The organism is Pelagibacterium sp., assembly GCF_965249125.1.
Classification (GTDB): Bacteria; Pseudomonadota; Alphaproteobacteria; order Rhizobiales; family Devosiaceae; genus Pelagibacterium.
On record NZ_OZ252217.1, the window covers coordinates 2,241,243 to 2,257,287 of the forward strand.

Consider the following 16,045-nt stretch of genomic DNA (forward strand, 5'->3'; position numbering starts at 1 on the left):
AGCCCTTGCGGGTCCGCCTGACCTTCGGTGCCGGCGCGGGGTTACTCCCCCCGGCTCCGCGCTCATAGCGAACGCCTGTGAACAATATGACCTGCGCGCCCGACCCTCCGGTCATGACCGGTGCGGAGCGCGCGTCTTTGGGGCTGAATTTTACCAGCATACCCATAATTGGCCTCGTGATACGTCCGGTCCTCCGCTTGCCCCGCCGGCACCATGCCGTCCCGGATCCGAACATTACGCATTAAGACTTCGTCAAGGTTAACAGTCCGCTAACGAATCTGAGGCAATAGTGAAGAACAACAAGAGTGGACCGGGGGATCGAGTCGACCAAATGATCGGCTTTCAGCCATACGAGACGTTTCAGCTGCTGATTGAAACCGGTGGCGTCGAGCGGGCCAACACGCTTCTGGTGGCCGCGTGCGATGCTTACGCGCGGCGCAGCAAGCCGCTGGCGGCCGAGGCCGAGCAGTTCGAGACCCTGGCGCGACGTCTGTTTCCCACGGCGGCACCCACCGCGCGAACACGGGCTGCCGGTATCCTGGCGAGTGCGCAGCATCTGACGCCACAGCTTGAAATCCTCGTCTATGACCATCTGGGCACGGGCCTGATCGCCCATCTCGAACGCGCGCCTTCGCTTTCAGACGATGTGATGGCCCGGCTCATCGACAAGGGCAACGCAGACGTCATCGCGGCCATTGCCCGGCGCCCTGCTCTGTCCAATGCAATTCTGGCCCGCCTGTTTCCGGTTAACAGCCGCAAGGTGTATCGCGCCCTGGCCGCCAACAAATCAATTGCGCCAAGGGGCGCTTACCTCAACGCCCTGACCCGTTCGGCAGAGATGGATCACGAAGTCGCTGCCATCCTTGCCGGCCGCGACGATTTCGATGCGGCGCTTCTGACTGGCGTGTTTTTCGATCTGCCCGAAGAAGGCCGGATCAACGTGTTGCGGGCCTATGCCCGACGCAACCTGCCGCAGGCGCCGATGATGCGCACCTTCGAGCAGATCTCGGTTGCGACGAACGAATTTACCGGGGCGCTCATGAAGCTGTTCTCGGAGAACCGCCGGCCCAAAATCACGCGTCTTCTCAGCCAGATCACGGGGCTGGATGAATTGCGGTGCGCGGAAATCGCCCATGACACGAGTGGCGCAGCGCTGTTTGTGGTGCTGCGAGCCTTCGGCTGCACCTCTTATGACGGGCTCAAGGTGCTCATTCACGCAACCAGCCACGATGCCGACCGCTCCAAGACGCTGGCGAGCTTTGCGCGGCTGTTCGATGAAGTGAGCGTGCCGGCCATGGTCTACATGATGAGTGCCTGGCGGGGAGATGTGCGACCTGCCGAACTCATGCGGCCCGAATACGCACGTTTTGCCGAGCCCAGCCGTCGCACGCCCGAAGCCAGGCCGGTATCGCGGACGGGAACCGTCGGGGATCAGGCAATCGAGGCGCTGGACCGGATGCAGTCGGCGCGCAAGGCGGGCTAGATCACATCCAGCCCAAGCTCGTCGGTGCGGCAATCGACCGACAGCACCCAAAGGTCCTGATCGAATTCGATTTCACGGGCTATGCGATCTTTAACCGTCAGTGGATCGGTGCGCTCGAAGCGTTTTTGAAAGACCCTGTCGTCGGGGGGATGGTCCATGACGGCGCCGGGGGCAGGCGTAAAGAGCGAGACGGTCCCGTCGAGATGGTCGATTTCGATCCATATTTGGCCGGCGATGGCATCGCCGCGTCGCGAGACGACACAGAAATTTCCCATGCTATTGTGGCGGCGCACAAAGGCGGCGCACCAGATATCCGAGCGAAGCTGCTGCATGAAGCCAGCGTTACAGGAAAGCCCCGGCCTCGACCAGCATCTGACGCAACACGGGGCTGACTTCGCCTGTCGGGCGGTAATTGTTGAAAATCTGGAACTGGCGAATGGCACGCGCCGTCGCCTCGTCGGCAACGCCGTTGACCGGCCCTTGCAGGAAGCCGAGGCGGCTCAGGCCGCGTTGGATATCGCTGACAAGATCGCCGTTGAGAACGGCTGGAACGCTGGGCTGAGCAGTCTCGGCTGAAGCTTGGGGAGTTGATACCGACAGGTTTGGCGAGATATCGGCGACGGTTTGGCGCTCAACGGTATCGGTGACCGTCGGGGCGGTTTCCTGCATTTGGGCTAGCAGCGGCGCGATTTCGTCGGCTTGCGGCGTCGCGGCAACCGGTGCTGGCTGTGCCGCTTGTGATGTCTGCAGCGGCGCCTCCCTTACGGCCTTGATCACCTGCGGGGTCGCGGCGCCGGTGCGCGGAAGATTGAAGCGCGCCTCGAAATCGCGGATCGCGTCGGCGGTCCTTGGGCCGTAATAGCCATCGACGGTGCCGTCAAAAATACCCATCGCCTTGAGCTTTTCCTGCAGGTCGGCGATATCCTGATTGCCTATGGCGGCGATCGTTGGTTCGGGTGCCTCTGAAACAGGCGTCGAAGTTTGGCTCGCGGCGGGCACCGGTTCGGGTGCGACCGGTTGAGCCACAGGCCTTTGCGGTATCTCGAGAGGCTCGACCACAACGGGCTCAATCGGGACGGGTCGGCTGGCGGCGCCATCCGATCCAGAAACGAACAATGGCGCCGGGTGCCGCGTGTCCTGAAGGAACAGAGCGTTGGTGGCCGCCATCAATGTGAGGCCGGCAATCAGCACCAGCCCTGTGGAGGCCATGGGCGAACGGGCAAATCGCGCAAAGCTCCACGAGAGGGCATGACCAACCATGCTGGCGGCGCCAGCGCCGACGGCCAGGGGAATCTGAGCAATACCGGCGTTCATTTTGCTGCGCTTCTTCTTTCGTCTTGGAGCCATTTGTCTTCGTCGCTATCGCGCTTGGTCGCATAAAGGTGTTCGATGGTTGCCGAGCTTTTTCCAGCTCCGAGGCGACCCTCGAGCGGCAGCAGGACACTTATGGTGGTTCCCAGACCCTGCTCGGACACCACGTCAAGACGCCCCCCGTGCAGGTTGACAAGCCCCTTGACGATCGAGAGCCCCAACCCGGTACCCTCATAGCGGCGCGAGAGGCTGTCCTGAGCCTGCAGGAAAGGCTCGCCGATGCGCTCTACAGTTTCCGGTCGCATGCCGATGCCCGAATCGCTGACCGAGATAGCCAGCATCTTGCCCTGGCGGCGCATTATCAGCGTGACGGTGCCACCATCATGACTGAATTTCACGGCGTTGGAGAGCAGGTTTATCAATATCTGTCGACAGGCCCGCTCGTCGCCCATGATCTGGGGCAGCTTTTCAGGAACAGCTGCCTCGATGGTGACAGCACGGTCGCGGGCCAGGGTTTCGACCATTTGCATGCACGGTTCGACAAGTGACTGAGGCGCAAACAGCTCGGCATGCACTTCGAACTTTCCCGCCTCGATCTTTGACATGTCGAGCAGCATATTGACCACATCAAGCAGGTGATGCCCGCTGCGGCTGATGTGGCCGGCATATTCGGCGTGGGTTGGCGACGGCGTGCCGCCGATCCCTTCCGACATCATGTCAGAAAAGCCGACAATGGCATTGAGCGGAGTGCGCAGCTCGTGACCGATGGTGGCAAGGAAGCGCGACTTGGCCTCCGATGCCTCTTCTGCCTGCTGACGCGCCGCCTCGACCTGACGCTCGGCATCCTTGCGCGCGCTGACATCGCGAAGGACGGCGAGAACATCGCTTGAGGATCCGTTCACGTCCTCATCTTGGAGTGGGGCGAGGGCGAATTCGACCCAGATATAGCGCGTCCCGGCGCCCGGTTCGGCATCGTCGCGGCGCAGGCGCAATTCGATCGTGCTGGCGCCCGTACCGTTTGACGCATCCGAAATGGCCTTGCGGTAGGCGGGACGGTCCATCACATGGACACGCTCGAAAAGACCGGCACCGTCCAGCTCGAAGGTGCGACAACCCAAAAGATTGCCTGCCGAACGCGAGATGAAGATGGGCCCACCGTCGGCGCCGTAGCGAACCACGGCACCGAGAATATTTTCAGCCAGAACGGCAAAAGCGCGGGTCTGGGAAACAGGGGACTCCGCGGAGATGATTTCGAGGCGAGTGGCGGTGACTGCAGCTACGGTGGTGAAAACCGCCAGTGCCAGCACCGAGAAGGGCTGCAGGGTGGCGTGGGCCGCAGAAAATGCAGCGTCAGCGCCCAGAATGCCGGCCAGAAGGACCAGTGCCGGAATGGACCATGCGAGTGGACGATAGCGCCCCCTGGCGAGGACTTGGGCGTAAAGCGCGGCCATGAGCCCCATGGCAAGCCCAAGGTCAATCAAGGCGGGATCGCTCGCCGCAAAAATTGCACTGACGGAACCCAGTACCAGGGCGTGAACTGCGATTGTCGGTTCGAAGTCACCGCGCAATAGCAGAGCGCCCGACAGCGCGAGGAGGCCCGAAACAACCGTTGTCGCAATGAGCGGCGCAACATTGCTGCCAAACAGCGTCATCAGGGATAGCGCCATTGCCAGCCCAAGGCCGACCATCATGGCGACAGTGTTTAGGGCAAGGACACGATGCAGGACCGTATTGCGCTGGCCGGGCCGGGCGGGGCCGGTCGACAACTGGGAAGCAATAGTGAAATCCGCAAGGGGGTTACGCATGAAACGCTCAACTTCTAGATGCCGCGATACGCTGCGGCCTTTGCCTGAGAACGGCGTCCTTCGGCTGGCCCACACTTCCACCCAAGCCCTAAGACACCATTAAGTCGAACCGCCCGAGACGGGCACGGGCCGGATTCGTTGAACGCTTGAGGCAGGTTTCTGGGGGTAGCGTAAACAGAGTCTTGCTTAACGGGCTGCTGTGGAGATGGACGGCATTTGCATAAAATTTTACGCGAGTTTGCCAAAAATGCTTCACGCCATCCCTCTAGGCTCTATCCCGACGCTGTCCATATGTCCCGGACGACGAGGTTTGATTTCATGTTTGTGGTTCGCTCTGCCTTCTGGCTTTCCGCCGCCTTTCTCATCATGGCCCCGAGTACGGGCATGGATGTTGGTGCTTCGGCGCGTGCTGCCGGAGAGCAGTTGGCCAGTCAGGGCGCCCAGGCAGTCAGTCAGTCTCTGATGCCTGCAGAGTGCCCGAGCGTTGAATGCGCCGTGGGACGGGCAATGCTGGCCCAGATCACCACGCCAGAGACACCGGCACAGGTTAACGTGACCGTTTTGCCCCCTCCCCGTCCCGACTGGGCTTACTGACGAGTCCCCTTCCAATGGATGGGATCAGGGACTAAAATGGCCGGCATGAATACAACAGCCGCTTTTGACGAAATCGCCGACAATCTGTCTTTCCTCGACGACTGGGAGGACCGATACCGATACATCATCGAACTTGGCCAGGGGCTCGCGCCGGTGACCGACGATGAGCACAACGCCAACAACAAGGTACATGGCTGTGCCTCGCAAGTGTGGCTGGTGACCGACAGCGAGCCGAGTGACGCGGGGACGATATTGTCCTTCAGGGGCGATTCCGACGCGATGATCGTTCGGGGCCTGGTGGCTATCGTTCTGGCGCTCTATTCGGGCCGTCCCGCCGCCGATATTGCAGCAACTGACGCGCTGCCGATTCTTGATTCAATTGGCTTGCGTGAGCATCTTTCGACCCAGCGCTCGAACGGATTGGCGGCCATGGTTGCCCGTCTGCGGGCGGACGCCCAGGCCACCGTTCAGGTCTAACCGAACTCTACAGGTCGTGCGCCTTCGCCGAGCCAGGTTCTGGTGCGGGCTGTTTCAGGGCCCGTGACGCCAGCCGCCAAGCCGAATCTGGCGGCGAGCGCTTCGAGTCCGATTCGCAGGACCAGCTTGGCGCTGCGCCTGGGCCAACCCCGTTCGCGCTCGATATCCTGCAAACCCTTTTCGTAACCGCAGACGTCCATGACCACCTCCGCACAGTCGCGGGGTAAAGCACCATAGAGCTCCGCCAATTGCCGCCGGGCATCCAGGGCCATATCGCCCATGTCGTTGGCATGTTCGCCGCGAGCGCTGCCAACGCGCGGGCCGTAATTCATGGTGGTACGGGCGCGCAGCCGGCTGCGTTCGAACAGGATCAGTAGGCGCCCAGCCGCCTCGAGATGATGCGCGTCGAGAAAAGCCGGCTCACTGTTTCGAGCCCGGGTCAACTGCCCCAAGACCGCCAAGCCAAAGTCAGATGCCGGCATGGGGGACCTCTGAGAGCCTCATTTCGAGCGCGCAGGGCCGACGTCTGGCCGCTTCGATCCGTTCTTCGAGACCAACGAGACGACGGTCATAGTCACCACCATCGTCGCGCATGTCCTCCACCTGCCCGCAGGCATAGGCGACCGTGGTGCGATCCCGTCCGAAAAACTGGCCGACCTGGGTCATGGTCATCCCCAAAAGGACGTGGCAAAGATACATGGCCAACTGCCGTGCGCCGGCTGTGTGCAAGCGCATGCGCGAGGGGGCGAAAAAATCACAGTAGCGGACCCCGGTTTCACCGGAGACCGTGCGAACGACAAGCTTGCAGTCGCGTCGCTGTTTCTCAGACAGAACGTTGCGTTCCAGCCGGGCTGCCGTGGATATCCAAATCGTCATAGGACCACTCTCTCATAAATAGGATATAATTCCTATATCGGAGGCAGAGCAACGCGGGGATAAGTGCCTGACCGCGGCTTTTCAAACCGATGAGTGGGCGGAAACAAAAAGGGGCCGCAAACGCGGCCCCAAACGATTCAAATCTGTAAGATACTCAACCGGCCTTGCGACCCAATCCATTGTCCTTAGCCAGCTTGGAGCGCGTGGCGGAGTAGGACGGAGCAACCATCGGATAGTCGGCAGGCAGGCCCCATTTCTCGCGATATTCTTCAGGAGAAAGATTGTAGTGGGTGCGCAAGTGACGCTTGAGCGACTTGAATTTTTTCCCGTCTTCGAGGCACACAATATAGTCGGACGTAACCGACTTGCGGACCGGAACTGCCGGCTTTTTCTCTTCGACCGGGGCGGCGGCTTCTTCCGCGCCAAGCGAGCGAAGCGCCGCATGCACCTCCGAAATCAATTTCGGAAGATCGGTCGGACTGATGGCATTGTGGCTGACATAAGCCGCAACAATCTCTGTACTGTATTCCACAAGGTCCAACTCGACCCTGTTCTCGGCGTTCGCCGGAGCGGTCATCGAAAATCCCTTCTTGCGTATGGGAGCTATTTGTTGGGGTGGGCTGATCCCGGGGGAACCCCATAACTCCGCAATTAATGTTGTTTTGCTAATTTTGCAACCATCGAGCAACAACTTGGCAAAATTTAGGGTGAATTACTCTTTACTTGGCAACTCGCCGGATTTTTCCAAGTCATCGACGACGAAGTGTGCCATGGGGCGATAGCCGGCAATATATGATGCCCGTGCCAACAGGTGCGCCGAGATAGGCGCAGTCAGCATGAAAAAGACAAAGCCAAGCAGGGCGCGAAGGATAACCGCGCCATCGAAACTGACCAGCGCGATGGCCAGAAGGGTCAGCCCCGACCCGACCGTTCCCGCCTTGGATCCCGAATGCATACGGGTATAAAGATCGGGAAGCCGCACGATGCCGAGAGCGGCAACCAGGCTGAACAGGGCACCGACGATTACCATGACGCCGGCAAAATAATAGAGTGCCTCGACGATCATTTCCGGCTCTCCTCAAGGTGATCTTCCCGTGAGGCAGCATCGATCTGCCAGCGCTGGACAATGAACCTGGCGAAGGCCACCGTCGACAGAAACCCCACAAGCCCCAACGCAATGGCGATATCGAGATAGAGCATGAAGCCCGTCCGCAACGCGATGGCAGCGATATAGCCGATGACAACGGCGATCAGCATGTCAAGGCCCAGCACACGATCTGGAAGGCTGGGACCAACAACGATCCGATAGATCGTCACCAGAAGCGCCGCTGTAAGAACACCAAGCGAAACCGTGGTGGCAAGGTGGAGAAACTCGGGGCCAGACATTATTCAAACACCTCGATGATCCGTGCCTCGAACCCGTTTTTGATCGAAGCGATGACGTCCGCGCGGTCGTGCATTTCGAGCACATGGATGTAGAGCATCGTACGATCATCTGACACGTCAACGCTCAGCGTGCCCGGCGTCAGTGTGATCAGGTTCGCCAGAAGGGTGATTTGAGCATCGCTTGTGACCGTCAGAGGGTAGGCAATGATTCCCGGAGACAGGCGCTTTTCCATGCGCGGCGAGAGAACGAGAATCGCGACCCGCAGAGCCGAAAGTGCAAGTTCGTAAAAGAACAGGGCGGCCAGCGAAACCACTCGGACGAGCCGACGCATCATATGGGGCCGATCCACGCGCTCGCGGATGAACAGGACCGCCATGGCCCCGACAAATGCGCCGAGCAGCAGGTTGAGCAGAGTGAACCCGCCGGTGACGGCCGCCCAGACCAGGGCGAGTGTTATGACCAGAAAAACAAAGCTCATTGCTGGGGCACCTGTGCGAACACCGCGTCGACATAGCGTGCCGACGAGAGCATATCATGGGCGGCAATGCCCGAGGCGGTAAAGAGCCAGTCCGGGAAAAGGCCGAAAACGACAATAAGCAAAAAAAGAACAGTTGTCGGTACGAGGCCCATGGCAAATTCGCGGCCAGATAACGGCCGCAGATCTTCATTGGGCTGCTCGGAGCGCTCCCCCTCCTGCCCGTTGCGCCAGAAGATGTGCGCCCAGAGACGGCTGGCGGCGATCACCGTGAGGAACGAATTGAACAGGACAGCAAAGACCAGCCACCAGTTTTCAGCGCGAATACCGCCCTCCACGAGCAGGATCTTGGGCCAGATACCGAGGAATGGCGGCAGGCCGGAAATGGCGAACACCATGACGACGAAGAGGATCGACATGGGGGCGCTGGCGCCATAGATGCCACCCATTTTTCGGATGTCGCTGGTGCCGCTCATGCGCTCAATCAGGCCGGCGAGGAGGTAGAAGGCCGTGACGGTGAGCATCGAATGGAAGGCGTAAAAGACTGCGCCGCCGATGCCATGGGTCGTGCCAAGGGCGAACCCGGCGAAAATGGCACCGATGCCACCAATGACCAAAAAGCCCACTGCGCGGCGCAGATTGGTCTGCGCCATGGCACCCAGCGGACCCAGAATGAGCGTGGCAAACGCGACAACGGCAATCACCGTCTGGATCTGCGCATAGCCTTCAGGCAGAGCCATGGTGAGCACGCGGATGGCGGCATAGGCGCCGACCTTTGTGAGTAGGCCGCCAAAAATGGCCGACACAGAGACGGCGGGCGTGTGGTAGGAGGCGGGCAACCAGGCGTTGCCGGGAAAGGCTGCTGCCTTTACCCCAAAGGCGAAAAGGAACAGCACCGAGACAGTGACCAGCGGACCGATGGGAAGATCAGCGCCCTTTGCGACCAAATCGGCAAAGTTGAGCGTTCCGGTAAGGCCGTATAGATAAGCGATGGCGACAAGAAAAAAGGTCGTCGCCAGGAAATTGAGGAAGCCGTACTTGATGGCCCCATCAAGCTGGAGCTTGCGCCCGCCGAGAATCATCATGCCGAACGAAGCGATCAGCATGACCTCAAACCACACATAGAGGTTGAAGATATCCCCGGTCAGGAACGAGCCGCTAACACCGCACAGGAGCAGCAGCAGCATCGGGTAAAAGCCGTAGCGATGGCCACGGTCGGTCAGCTCGATCTGTGCGTAAAAGGCGACGATGAGTGCGGCGATGGATGCAGCAAGCGAGAAGATGGCGCTCGTCATATCGGCGGCAAAGGTGATGCCGAAAGGCGGCAGCCATTTGCCCATGGTCATTGCGACCGGGCCGCTCTCGAAGACACGGACCAGCAGGTAGATATTGGAGACCATGATCGCGAGAATGACCGCGACGGCGAAGGCAAGCTGAACGTGACGCTGGTTGCGCAGCATGACGAGCATGCCCGCACCGAGAAGCGCCAGGGCAACCGGCCACACGACGATCCAGTCGGCGGCAGGCGTTGCCACGTCGATCATTGCCGTGGGCAGTTCGAGAGGGTCGTATGAGGTACCGGCAGTCGCCATTATTGTGTGTATTCCCTAGTAACTCAGGGGAGGCCGAGGCGCATTTTCAGGCTCGGCGACGCGCATGTTGTCGGTGTTGTCGGCATCAAGTTCCTGATAGGCGCGGTAACCGAGAACCAGCAGAAACGAGAACAGTGCAAATCCGATAACAATGGCGGTGAGGATCAGTGCCTGGGGAAGCGGATTTGCAGACCCTTCCAGGGGGAAATATTCGCCCGCCGGAACGATGGGCGGAACTTCCGCAGTCAGCCGGCCAATGGTGAAAATCAGGAGATTGACGCCATTGCCCAGAATCGCCACGCCCAAAAGCATGCGAATGATGGCCTTTGACAAAAGCAGATACGCGGCGGCGGTGAAAAACAGGCCGATCAGGCCGGCGAGCGCAACTTCCATCAGTCCTCCTCCTCGCCTTCATCGCCTTCGAGCGCCAGCGCGATTGTGCCCACAGCACCCACGACGACAGCGTAGACCCCGATATCGAAGATCAACGGGGTGGAAAGGGCGATTTCGGTACCTTCAAACTCGAAGATCCACCACAGGCCGGTCAGAAATGGCACTTCGGCGGCCAGCGATATGAAGCCGGCAATGGCGGCAAGGACGACGCCCAGACCCGCCAGCGCGATGGGGTGGATACGCAGTGCCCGGCGGCACGCATCGACGCCTGCTGCAATACCGTATATGGCGATGCCCGACGCGCCGATCAGCCCGCCGATAAAGCCACCGCCCGGCTCATTGTGGCCGCGCAGCAAAACGAAGACCGAAAAGACGATCATCAGCGCGGTCAGCACCGGCGCCGCTGTCTTGAAGATAACCGTATTCATTTCGAACTCCCGATCCTGCGCCCGCGCCCGGCCCTGGCGCCGCGCGTACCGCTCGTTGCGGCCCGCAGACGGATGAGGGCTAGAATGGCGAGACCAGCTGCCATGACCACCGAAATCTCGCCCAGCGTATCAATAGCGCGGTAGTCGACGAGGATGACGTTGACGACGTTGCGGCCATGCGCGATCGGCGTGCTGGTCGCCCGGAACAACTCTGTGAGGGTCAGATCGAGATCGGTCTGGAGCACAACCAGCAGCAGAATGGCGATGCCCAGGCCAACGGCCAAGGCAACCACACCATCGCGCAGGCCGGTTTCCAGGTCGCGACTATCGGCTTCATCGAGGTGCAACCGGGTCATGACGAGGGCCAGGATGATGACAGTCAGGGTTTCGACCATGAACTGGGTGAAGCTCAAATCCGGCGCGCCGAACAGCATGAAGATAACTGCGACAGCAAAACCCTGAATGCCGAGGGCCACGATGGCGGTGAGACGGGTTCGCGAGGCGAGGACAGCCACCAGTCCTATGGCTGCGAGCCCTATGGCACCCCACTCATAGAAATTGAGTTCGGGCCATGCGGGTAGTGGCGGAAGGCTGTCGGTGGCCAGCAGGGGCGCAAAAATACCGACGGCCAGCACGGTGAACATCAAGAGCAAATACCACTCGAGACGGCCATGATGGAGGACGCGCGTTATACTGTCGGCACCCCTGACGAGGCCGAACATGAAAGCATCAAACCCGATATCGAAGGTCCAGCCGATGGCCTCGCCAGTGCGCCGCAGGCTGGAGCGAACGGCATCGGCCTTCCACAACAGGACGCCGCCAAGCACCCATGTGGCTATCGACGCCCATACGGCAGGATTGGTGAGGACGAAGGCGAGATGGATCTGGGCATCAACCGCGGAATTGTAAATCGCGCCGCCCGCCGGATCGAGCACCGCATGGTTGAGCCAATCGGTAAAAAGTCCCGCGGAAATGCCGAGAACAGCCAGCGTGACCGGCCCCGAATAAAGGCTCAATGGTCCCTCATGAGGCGTATGTGGGGTCGGACGCAGATCGCCCAGAAAGGGTTTGAACGCGATGAGCAGGCCCACCACCATCATCAGGGCGTTGCCCACAATGAGCACAGCTAGGAACAAGAGGTCCGGCCAGAGACCTGATGTAAGCGCCAGATACATTTCTTCCTTGGCCAAAAAGCCAATGGCGATCGGGAATCCGGCCATGGAAAAGCCAGCCAGAACCGCCGCGATGAAGGTGATCGGCATGGCTTCGCGCAGGCCGCCCAGCACCGTGATGTCCCGAGTGCCGGTGCCGTGATCGATGGTGCCGGCGATCATGAACAGCGCACCCTTGAACAGAGAGTGGGCGCACAGATAAAGCAGCGCACCAAGGATGGCTTCTTTAGTGCCAAATCCGATGAGCAAGACGAGCAAGCCGAGTGAACCCATCGTTGTATAGGCCAGCATCTGCTTGAGATCGGTCTGACGCACGGCCAGGGCGCTGCCCATCAAAAGGGTTGCGCCGCCGAAAAGGGTCAATATCCAGAACCAGGGCTCGGTATCGCCCAGGATCGGCGTCATGCGGGCGAGTAGATAGACGCCGGCCTTCACCATGGTTGCCGAGTGCAGGTAGGCCGAAACCGGGGTCGGCGCTTCCATGGCATTGGGTAGCCAGAAATGCAGCGGGACCTGTGCCGATTTGGCGAATGCGCCGACGACGACAAGGAGCATCGCAACGAGGTACAGGGCGCTTTCCTGCGCCGCACCCGCCGTCGTCAACATGCCGGTAAGGGAGTTCTGGCCGGTGATGAGAGTCAAAAGGATAAGCCCCGCCAGAAGCGCCAGTCCGCCACCGCCGGTGACGACCAGCGCCTGAATTGCGGCGCGGCGCGCGGCCTGGCGGGAATGATCGAAGCCGATCAGCAGGAAGGAGGTGATCGAGGTCAGCTCCCAGAAGACGAACAGGGTAAAGACGTTATCGGCCAGAACGAGGCCGAGCATCGAGCCCATGAACATCAGGATGTAGGAGAAGAACCGGCCCTGATGGGGATGACCGGCGAGATAACCGCCGGAATAGATGACGATGAAGGTGCCGATACCCGAAATCAGCAGACCGAAAACAAGGCTGAGCCCATCAACAAAGAAGGAAAAGGAAATCCCATACGCCGGAATCCAGTCGAGACCCACGCGAATTACCGAAAAATCGGCAACCGGACCGATGAAGGAAATGAATGTCGCGAAAATAGCGGCAGGAACGATGGCCAGTATCCAGCCGGCCGATGGACCGGCAAAGGTCTTGACCCAGGGCGCGAATACAGCCGCTATGAATGGAGCGACCGCGATCAGCGCGACAATCACATCAAGACCTGGTCCCAAACGAGCCCCCGAACATCATTTCACCGTCCAATCACCGCCGATGGCAGTGGAAAGGAATCAATCGCGCAAACAGTACGCATCCCCGCCGCAAGCTCAACCAAAACCGGTCCGTTGGAACGCAATATTGACCCAGACAGTTGTGATAACCACATTGGCACCGGCTGATAGAGTCTGAGTGCACAACCGGCAGGAGTGGCGCAAGATGAACGATACGCAGAAGACATCCAATAGCGAATGGCGCGATAAATTGACGCCTGAACAGTATCATGTGACACGCGAGCACGGTACCGAGCGGGCTTTTTCTCATGCCTATAATGTGGAAAAGCGCGACGGCGTTTATCACTGCGTGTGCTGTGACGCACCGCTTTTTACCTCCGATACCAAATATGACTCCGGTTCAGGCTGGCCGAGCTTCTTCCAACCGGTGTCCGAGGATGCGATCAAGGAAATCGACGACCGAAGCCATTTCATGCGCCGCACGGAAATCCGCTGCGCCAATTGCGATGCCCATATCGGGCACGTCTTTCCCGACGGCCCGGCCCCAACGGGCCTGCGTTATTGCACCAACGGACTTGCGCTGGACTTCAAGCCCGAAGAATAGTGGCGACGTTTTTCGAATCATTTTTCCCCGAGCATTTCTGCGTTTCGCCCAGAGTCGCCAAAATGCTCTAAGTGCTTGTTTTGTCGTGCTTCCGAACCGAGAGAGTGGCATCGCCTTTTTTGGAAGCACTCCAGCCTTCAGGAATAGACCATGACCGACATCGCGCCACCTGTTGCCGCGCAACGCTCCCATTCGGACACGCGGCACGGGGTGACCCGGAACGACCCATATAACTGGTTGCGGGCTGACAATTGGCGCGAGGTCATGGCCGACCCCAATGTGCTACCCGGCGATATCCGCGAATATCTCGAGGCCGAAAATGCCTGGTACGAAGCCGGGTTTGGAAAACCAACCGAAGCGCTGCGCGAAAAAATCTATTCGGAAATCCGGGGGCGGATCAAGGAGGATGACAGTTCGGTCCCTTCGCCTGACGGACCGTTTGCCTACGCGTCCCGGACGCGCGAGGGCGATCAGTATCCGCTGATTGTACGCACGCCGCGCGATGGCGGTAGCGAGAGCGTGTTGCTCGATTGCAACCTCGAAGCCGGCGATGGCTATTTCGGTTTTGGGGGCGCCGAACATTCGCCATGCCACACGATGATGGCCTGGGCGGCGGACCGGAACGGGTCGGAATATTACACGATCCTTATCCGCGACCTCGATACTGGCAAGGACCGCGACGAGCGGATCGAAAAATCCGGCAGCGGCGCTGTCTGGGCCAATGATTCATCGCGGTTCTATTATGTCGAGCTCGACGAAAACCACCGGCCCTTCCGGGTGCGTGAGCATGTGCTGGGAACCAGTCAGGCCGATGATGCAATCGTTTATGAAGAGAAGGATGCGGGTTTTTTCGTCGGCGTGGGGATGACGCAATCGCGGCGCTACCTCACCATTTCCGCGCACGACCATCAAACTTCCGAAGTCTGGCTGATCGATGCGGAAAAAGGCGGCGCGCCGTTCTGCGTGGAAAAGCGGCACGAGAACACCGAATATTCCGTCGAGGAACGAGACGGCACGCTTTATATCCTGACCAATGACGATGAAGCCGAAGACTTCAAGATCGCCACGGCACTGGTCAGCGCGCCAGGGGTGGACAATTGGGCCGACCTGGTGCCGCATGAACCGGGGCGGCTGATCCTTGACGTCGAGGTGATCGCTAACCATCTGATCCGGCTCGAGCGCAAGGATGGTTTGCCGCGCATCGTGGTGCGCGACCTGCGCGAGGGAACCGAACGGACAATATCGTTTCCCGAAGAAGCCTATTCGCTGGGGCTGATCTCCGGCTACGAATTCGACACGGCTACGATCCGGTTCTCGTATTCCTCACCCACGACGCCCGCGCAGGTTTTCGACCTCGATCTCGCAACGGGCGAGCGGGTGTTGCGCAAGCAGCAGGAAGTGCCATCGGGGCACGATCCCGAACTTTATGAAACACGGCGTCTGTTCGCCAAGGCGCAAGATGGCGAAGAGGTGCCGGTTACCCTGCTTTTCCGCAAGGGCCTCAAGCGCGATGGCAGCGCCCCTGCCCTGCTCTATGGATATGGCGCCTATGGCCATTCAATTCCGGCAGGGTTTTCGGTCTCGGTGCTGTCGCTTGTCGATCGCGGTTTCGTCTATGCCATCGCCCATATCCGCGGCGGAATGGACAAAGGGTATCGCTGGTACAAGAACGGGCGCGCGGTGCACAAGACCAACACCTTTTCCGACTTCATCGCGGCGGCGGAAATGCTGATCGAACAGGGCTATTCGTCCAAAAAGCGGATCGTGGCCGAAGGCGGCTCAGCAGGCGGCATGCTGATGGGCGCCATCGCCAATATGCGGCCTGAATTGTGGGCAGGCGTGATGGCGATCGTGCCATTTGTCGATGTGCTCAACACCATGCTCGACGACACGCTGCCGCTCACCCCGCCCGAATGGCCCGAATGGGGAAACCCGATTGTCTCCGAAGGCGACTACAAGCGGATCGCGGCTTATTCGCCCTATGACAATGTAGAGGCGAAAGCCTACCCGCCGATCCTGGCGCTAGCGGGGCTGACGGACCCGCGCGTTACCTATTGGGAACCGGCCAAATGGGTAGCCAAACTGCGTGCAACCAAGACCGATGAGAACGCATTGTACCTGCGCACAAACATGGACGCCGGCCATGGCGGGGCTTCGGGACGTTTCGAACGGATCAAGGAAACCGCCATCACTTATGCCTTTGCGCTTAAATGCACCCAATTGGCATAAGTTTTCCCGGACAGCCGTTGCA

At 59.9% G+C, this 16,045-nt stretch carries 18 protein-coding genes; 5 read left to right on the forward strand and 13 right to left on the reverse strand.

Going from position 1 to position 16,045, the window contains the following annotated elements:
• Positions 1-331: 331 nt before the first annotated feature.
• Positions 332-1,483 (forward strand): DUF2336 domain-containing protein, encoded by a 1,152-nt coding sequence (locus ACP148_RS10960; RefSeq protein WP_421952422.1) that lies wholly within the window; start codon positions 332-334, stop codon positions 1,481-1,483.
• On the opposite strand, the gene ACP148_RS10965 is transcribed toward ACP148_RS10960, so the two are convergent.
• From ACP148_RS10965 to ACP148_RS10975, 3 genes are read right to left on the reverse strand one after another with little or no spacing between them, the layout of a single operon-like run.
• Positions 1,480-1,815: a DUF1491 family protein gene (locus tag ACP148_RS10965; RefSeq protein ID WP_421952423.1), complete on the reverse strand. Its 336-nt coding sequence runs from the start codon at positions 1,813-1,815 to the stop codon at positions 1,480-1,482. The genes ACP148_RS10960 and ACP148_RS10965 overlap by 4 nt on opposite strands.
• Positions 1,816-1,825: 10 nt before the next feature.
• Entirely contained in the window at positions 1,826-2,797 is a 972-nt protein-coding gene (locus ACP148_RS10970) for a peptidoglycan-binding protein (protein WP_421952424.1), read from the reverse strand.
• Positions 2,794-4,599, reverse strand: a complete 1,806-nt coding sequence (locus tag ACP148_RS10975; protein WP_421952425.1) for a sensor histidine kinase — start codon at positions 4,597-4,599, stop codon at positions 2,794-2,796. Before ACP148_RS10975 ends, ACP148_RS10970 begins: the two co-directional genes overlap by 4 nt.
• Before the next feature lie 318 nt (positions 4,600-4,917).
• On the opposite strand from ACP148_RS10975, the gene ACP148_RS10980 reads away from it, so the two are divergent.
• Together ACP148_RS10980 and ACP148_RS10985 are read left to right on the forward strand one after the other, a co-directional pair.
• The gene (locus tag ACP148_RS10980) at positions 4,918-5,193 is read left to right on the forward strand and encodes a hypothetical protein (RefSeq protein ID WP_421952426.1); all 276 of its coding nucleotides are present in this window, start codon (positions 4,918-4,920) and stop codon (positions 5,191-5,193) included.
• A 45-nt stretch (positions 5,194-5,238) separates the two neighbouring features.
• Entirely contained in the window at positions 5,239-5,670 is a 432-nt protein-coding gene (locus tag ACP148_RS10985; protein ID WP_421952427.1) for a SufE family protein, read from the forward strand.
• On the opposite strand, the gene ACP148_RS10990 is transcribed toward ACP148_RS10985, so the two are convergent.
• From ACP148_RS10990 to ACP148_RS11035, 10 genes are all read right to left on the reverse strand, one after another.
• On the reverse strand, positions 5,667-6,152 hold the full coding sequence (locus ACP148_RS10990; protein ID WP_421952428.1) for a DUF6456 domain-containing protein: 486 nt from the start codon (positions 6,150-6,152) through the stop codon (positions 5,667-5,669). The genes ACP148_RS10985 and ACP148_RS10990 overlap by 4 nt on opposite strands.
• A complete protein-coding gene (locus ACP148_RS10995; RefSeq protein ID WP_421952429.1) occupies positions 6,139-6,546 on the reverse strand; it encodes a helix-turn-helix domain-containing protein in 408 nt (135 codons plus the stop codon). Before ACP148_RS10995 ends, ACP148_RS10990 begins: the two co-directional genes overlap by 14 nt.
• Positions 6,547-6,700: 154 nt before the next feature.
• Positions 6,701-7,123, reverse strand: a complete 423-nt coding sequence (locus ACP148_RS11000) for a MucR family transcriptional regulator (protein WP_350052390.1) — start codon at positions 7,121-7,123, stop codon at positions 6,701-6,703.
• A 135-nt stretch (positions 7,124-7,258) separates the two neighbouring features.
• Positions 7,259-7,612 (reverse strand): monovalent cation/H(+) antiporter subunit G, encoded by a 354-nt coding sequence (gene mnhG / locus ACP148_RS11005; protein ID WP_421952430.1) that lies wholly within the window; start codon positions 7,610-7,612, stop codon positions 7,259-7,261.
• Positions 7,609-7,932 (reverse strand): cation:proton antiporter, encoded by a 324-nt coding sequence (locus ACP148_RS11010; RefSeq protein WP_421952431.1) that lies wholly within the window; start codon positions 7,930-7,932, stop codon positions 7,609-7,611. Before ACP148_RS11010 ends, mnhG begins: the two co-directional genes overlap by 4 nt.
• Complete coding sequence (locus ACP148_RS11015; RefSeq protein WP_421952432.1) at positions 7,932-8,411, reverse strand: Na+/H+ antiporter subunit E; 480 nt, start codon at positions 8,409-8,411, stop codon at positions 7,932-7,934. The genes ACP148_RS11010 and ACP148_RS11015 overlap by 1 nt, the downstream gene beginning before the upstream one ends.
• Positions 8,408-10,000: a proton-conducting transporter membrane subunit gene (locus ACP148_RS11020; RefSeq protein ID WP_421952433.1), complete on the reverse strand. Its 1,593-nt coding sequence runs from the start codon at positions 9,998-10,000 to the stop codon at positions 8,408-8,410. The genes ACP148_RS11015 and ACP148_RS11020 overlap by 4 nt, the downstream gene beginning before the upstream one ends.
• A gap of 15 nt (positions 10,001-10,015) precedes the next feature.
• Positions 10,016-10,393, reverse strand: coding sequence for a Na+/H+ antiporter subunit C (locus ACP148_RS11025; RefSeq protein WP_014129809.1), 378 nt, complete (start codon positions 10,391-10,393; stop codon positions 10,016-10,018).
• The gene (locus ACP148_RS11030) at positions 10,393-10,821 is read right to left on the reverse strand and encodes an MnhB domain-containing protein (RefSeq protein WP_421952434.1); all 429 of its coding nucleotides are present in this window, start codon (positions 10,819-10,821) and stop codon (positions 10,393-10,395) included. The genes ACP148_RS11025 and ACP148_RS11030 overlap by 1 nt, the downstream gene beginning before the upstream one ends.
• Positions 10,818-13,193 carry a putative monovalent cation/H+ antiporter subunit A gene (locus tag ACP148_RS11035; RefSeq protein ID WP_421952435.1) on the reverse strand — a complete coding sequence of 792 codons (2,376 nt, stop codon included), beginning with the start codon at positions 13,191-13,193 and terminating at the stop codon, positions 10,818-10,820. Before ACP148_RS11035 ends, ACP148_RS11030 begins: the two co-directional genes overlap by 4 nt.
• 202 nt (positions 13,194-13,395) lie before the next feature.
• On the opposite strand from ACP148_RS11035, the gene msrB reads away from it, so the two are divergent.
• Together msrB and ACP148_RS11045 are read left to right on the forward strand one after the other, a co-directional pair.
• The gene (gene msrB, locus ACP148_RS11040) at positions 13,396-13,794 is read left to right on the forward strand and encodes a peptide-methionine (R)-S-oxide reductase MsrB (protein WP_421952436.1); all 399 of its coding nucleotides are present in this window, start codon (positions 13,396-13,398) and stop codon (positions 13,792-13,794) included.
• Between the two features lie 150 nt (positions 13,795-13,944).
• Positions 13,945-16,023 (forward strand): S9 family peptidase, encoded by a 2,079-nt coding sequence (locus tag ACP148_RS11045; protein ID WP_421952437.1) that lies wholly within the window; start codon positions 13,945-13,947, stop codon positions 16,021-16,023.
• The last annotated feature ends 22 nt before the right edge of the window (positions 16,024-16,045 follow it).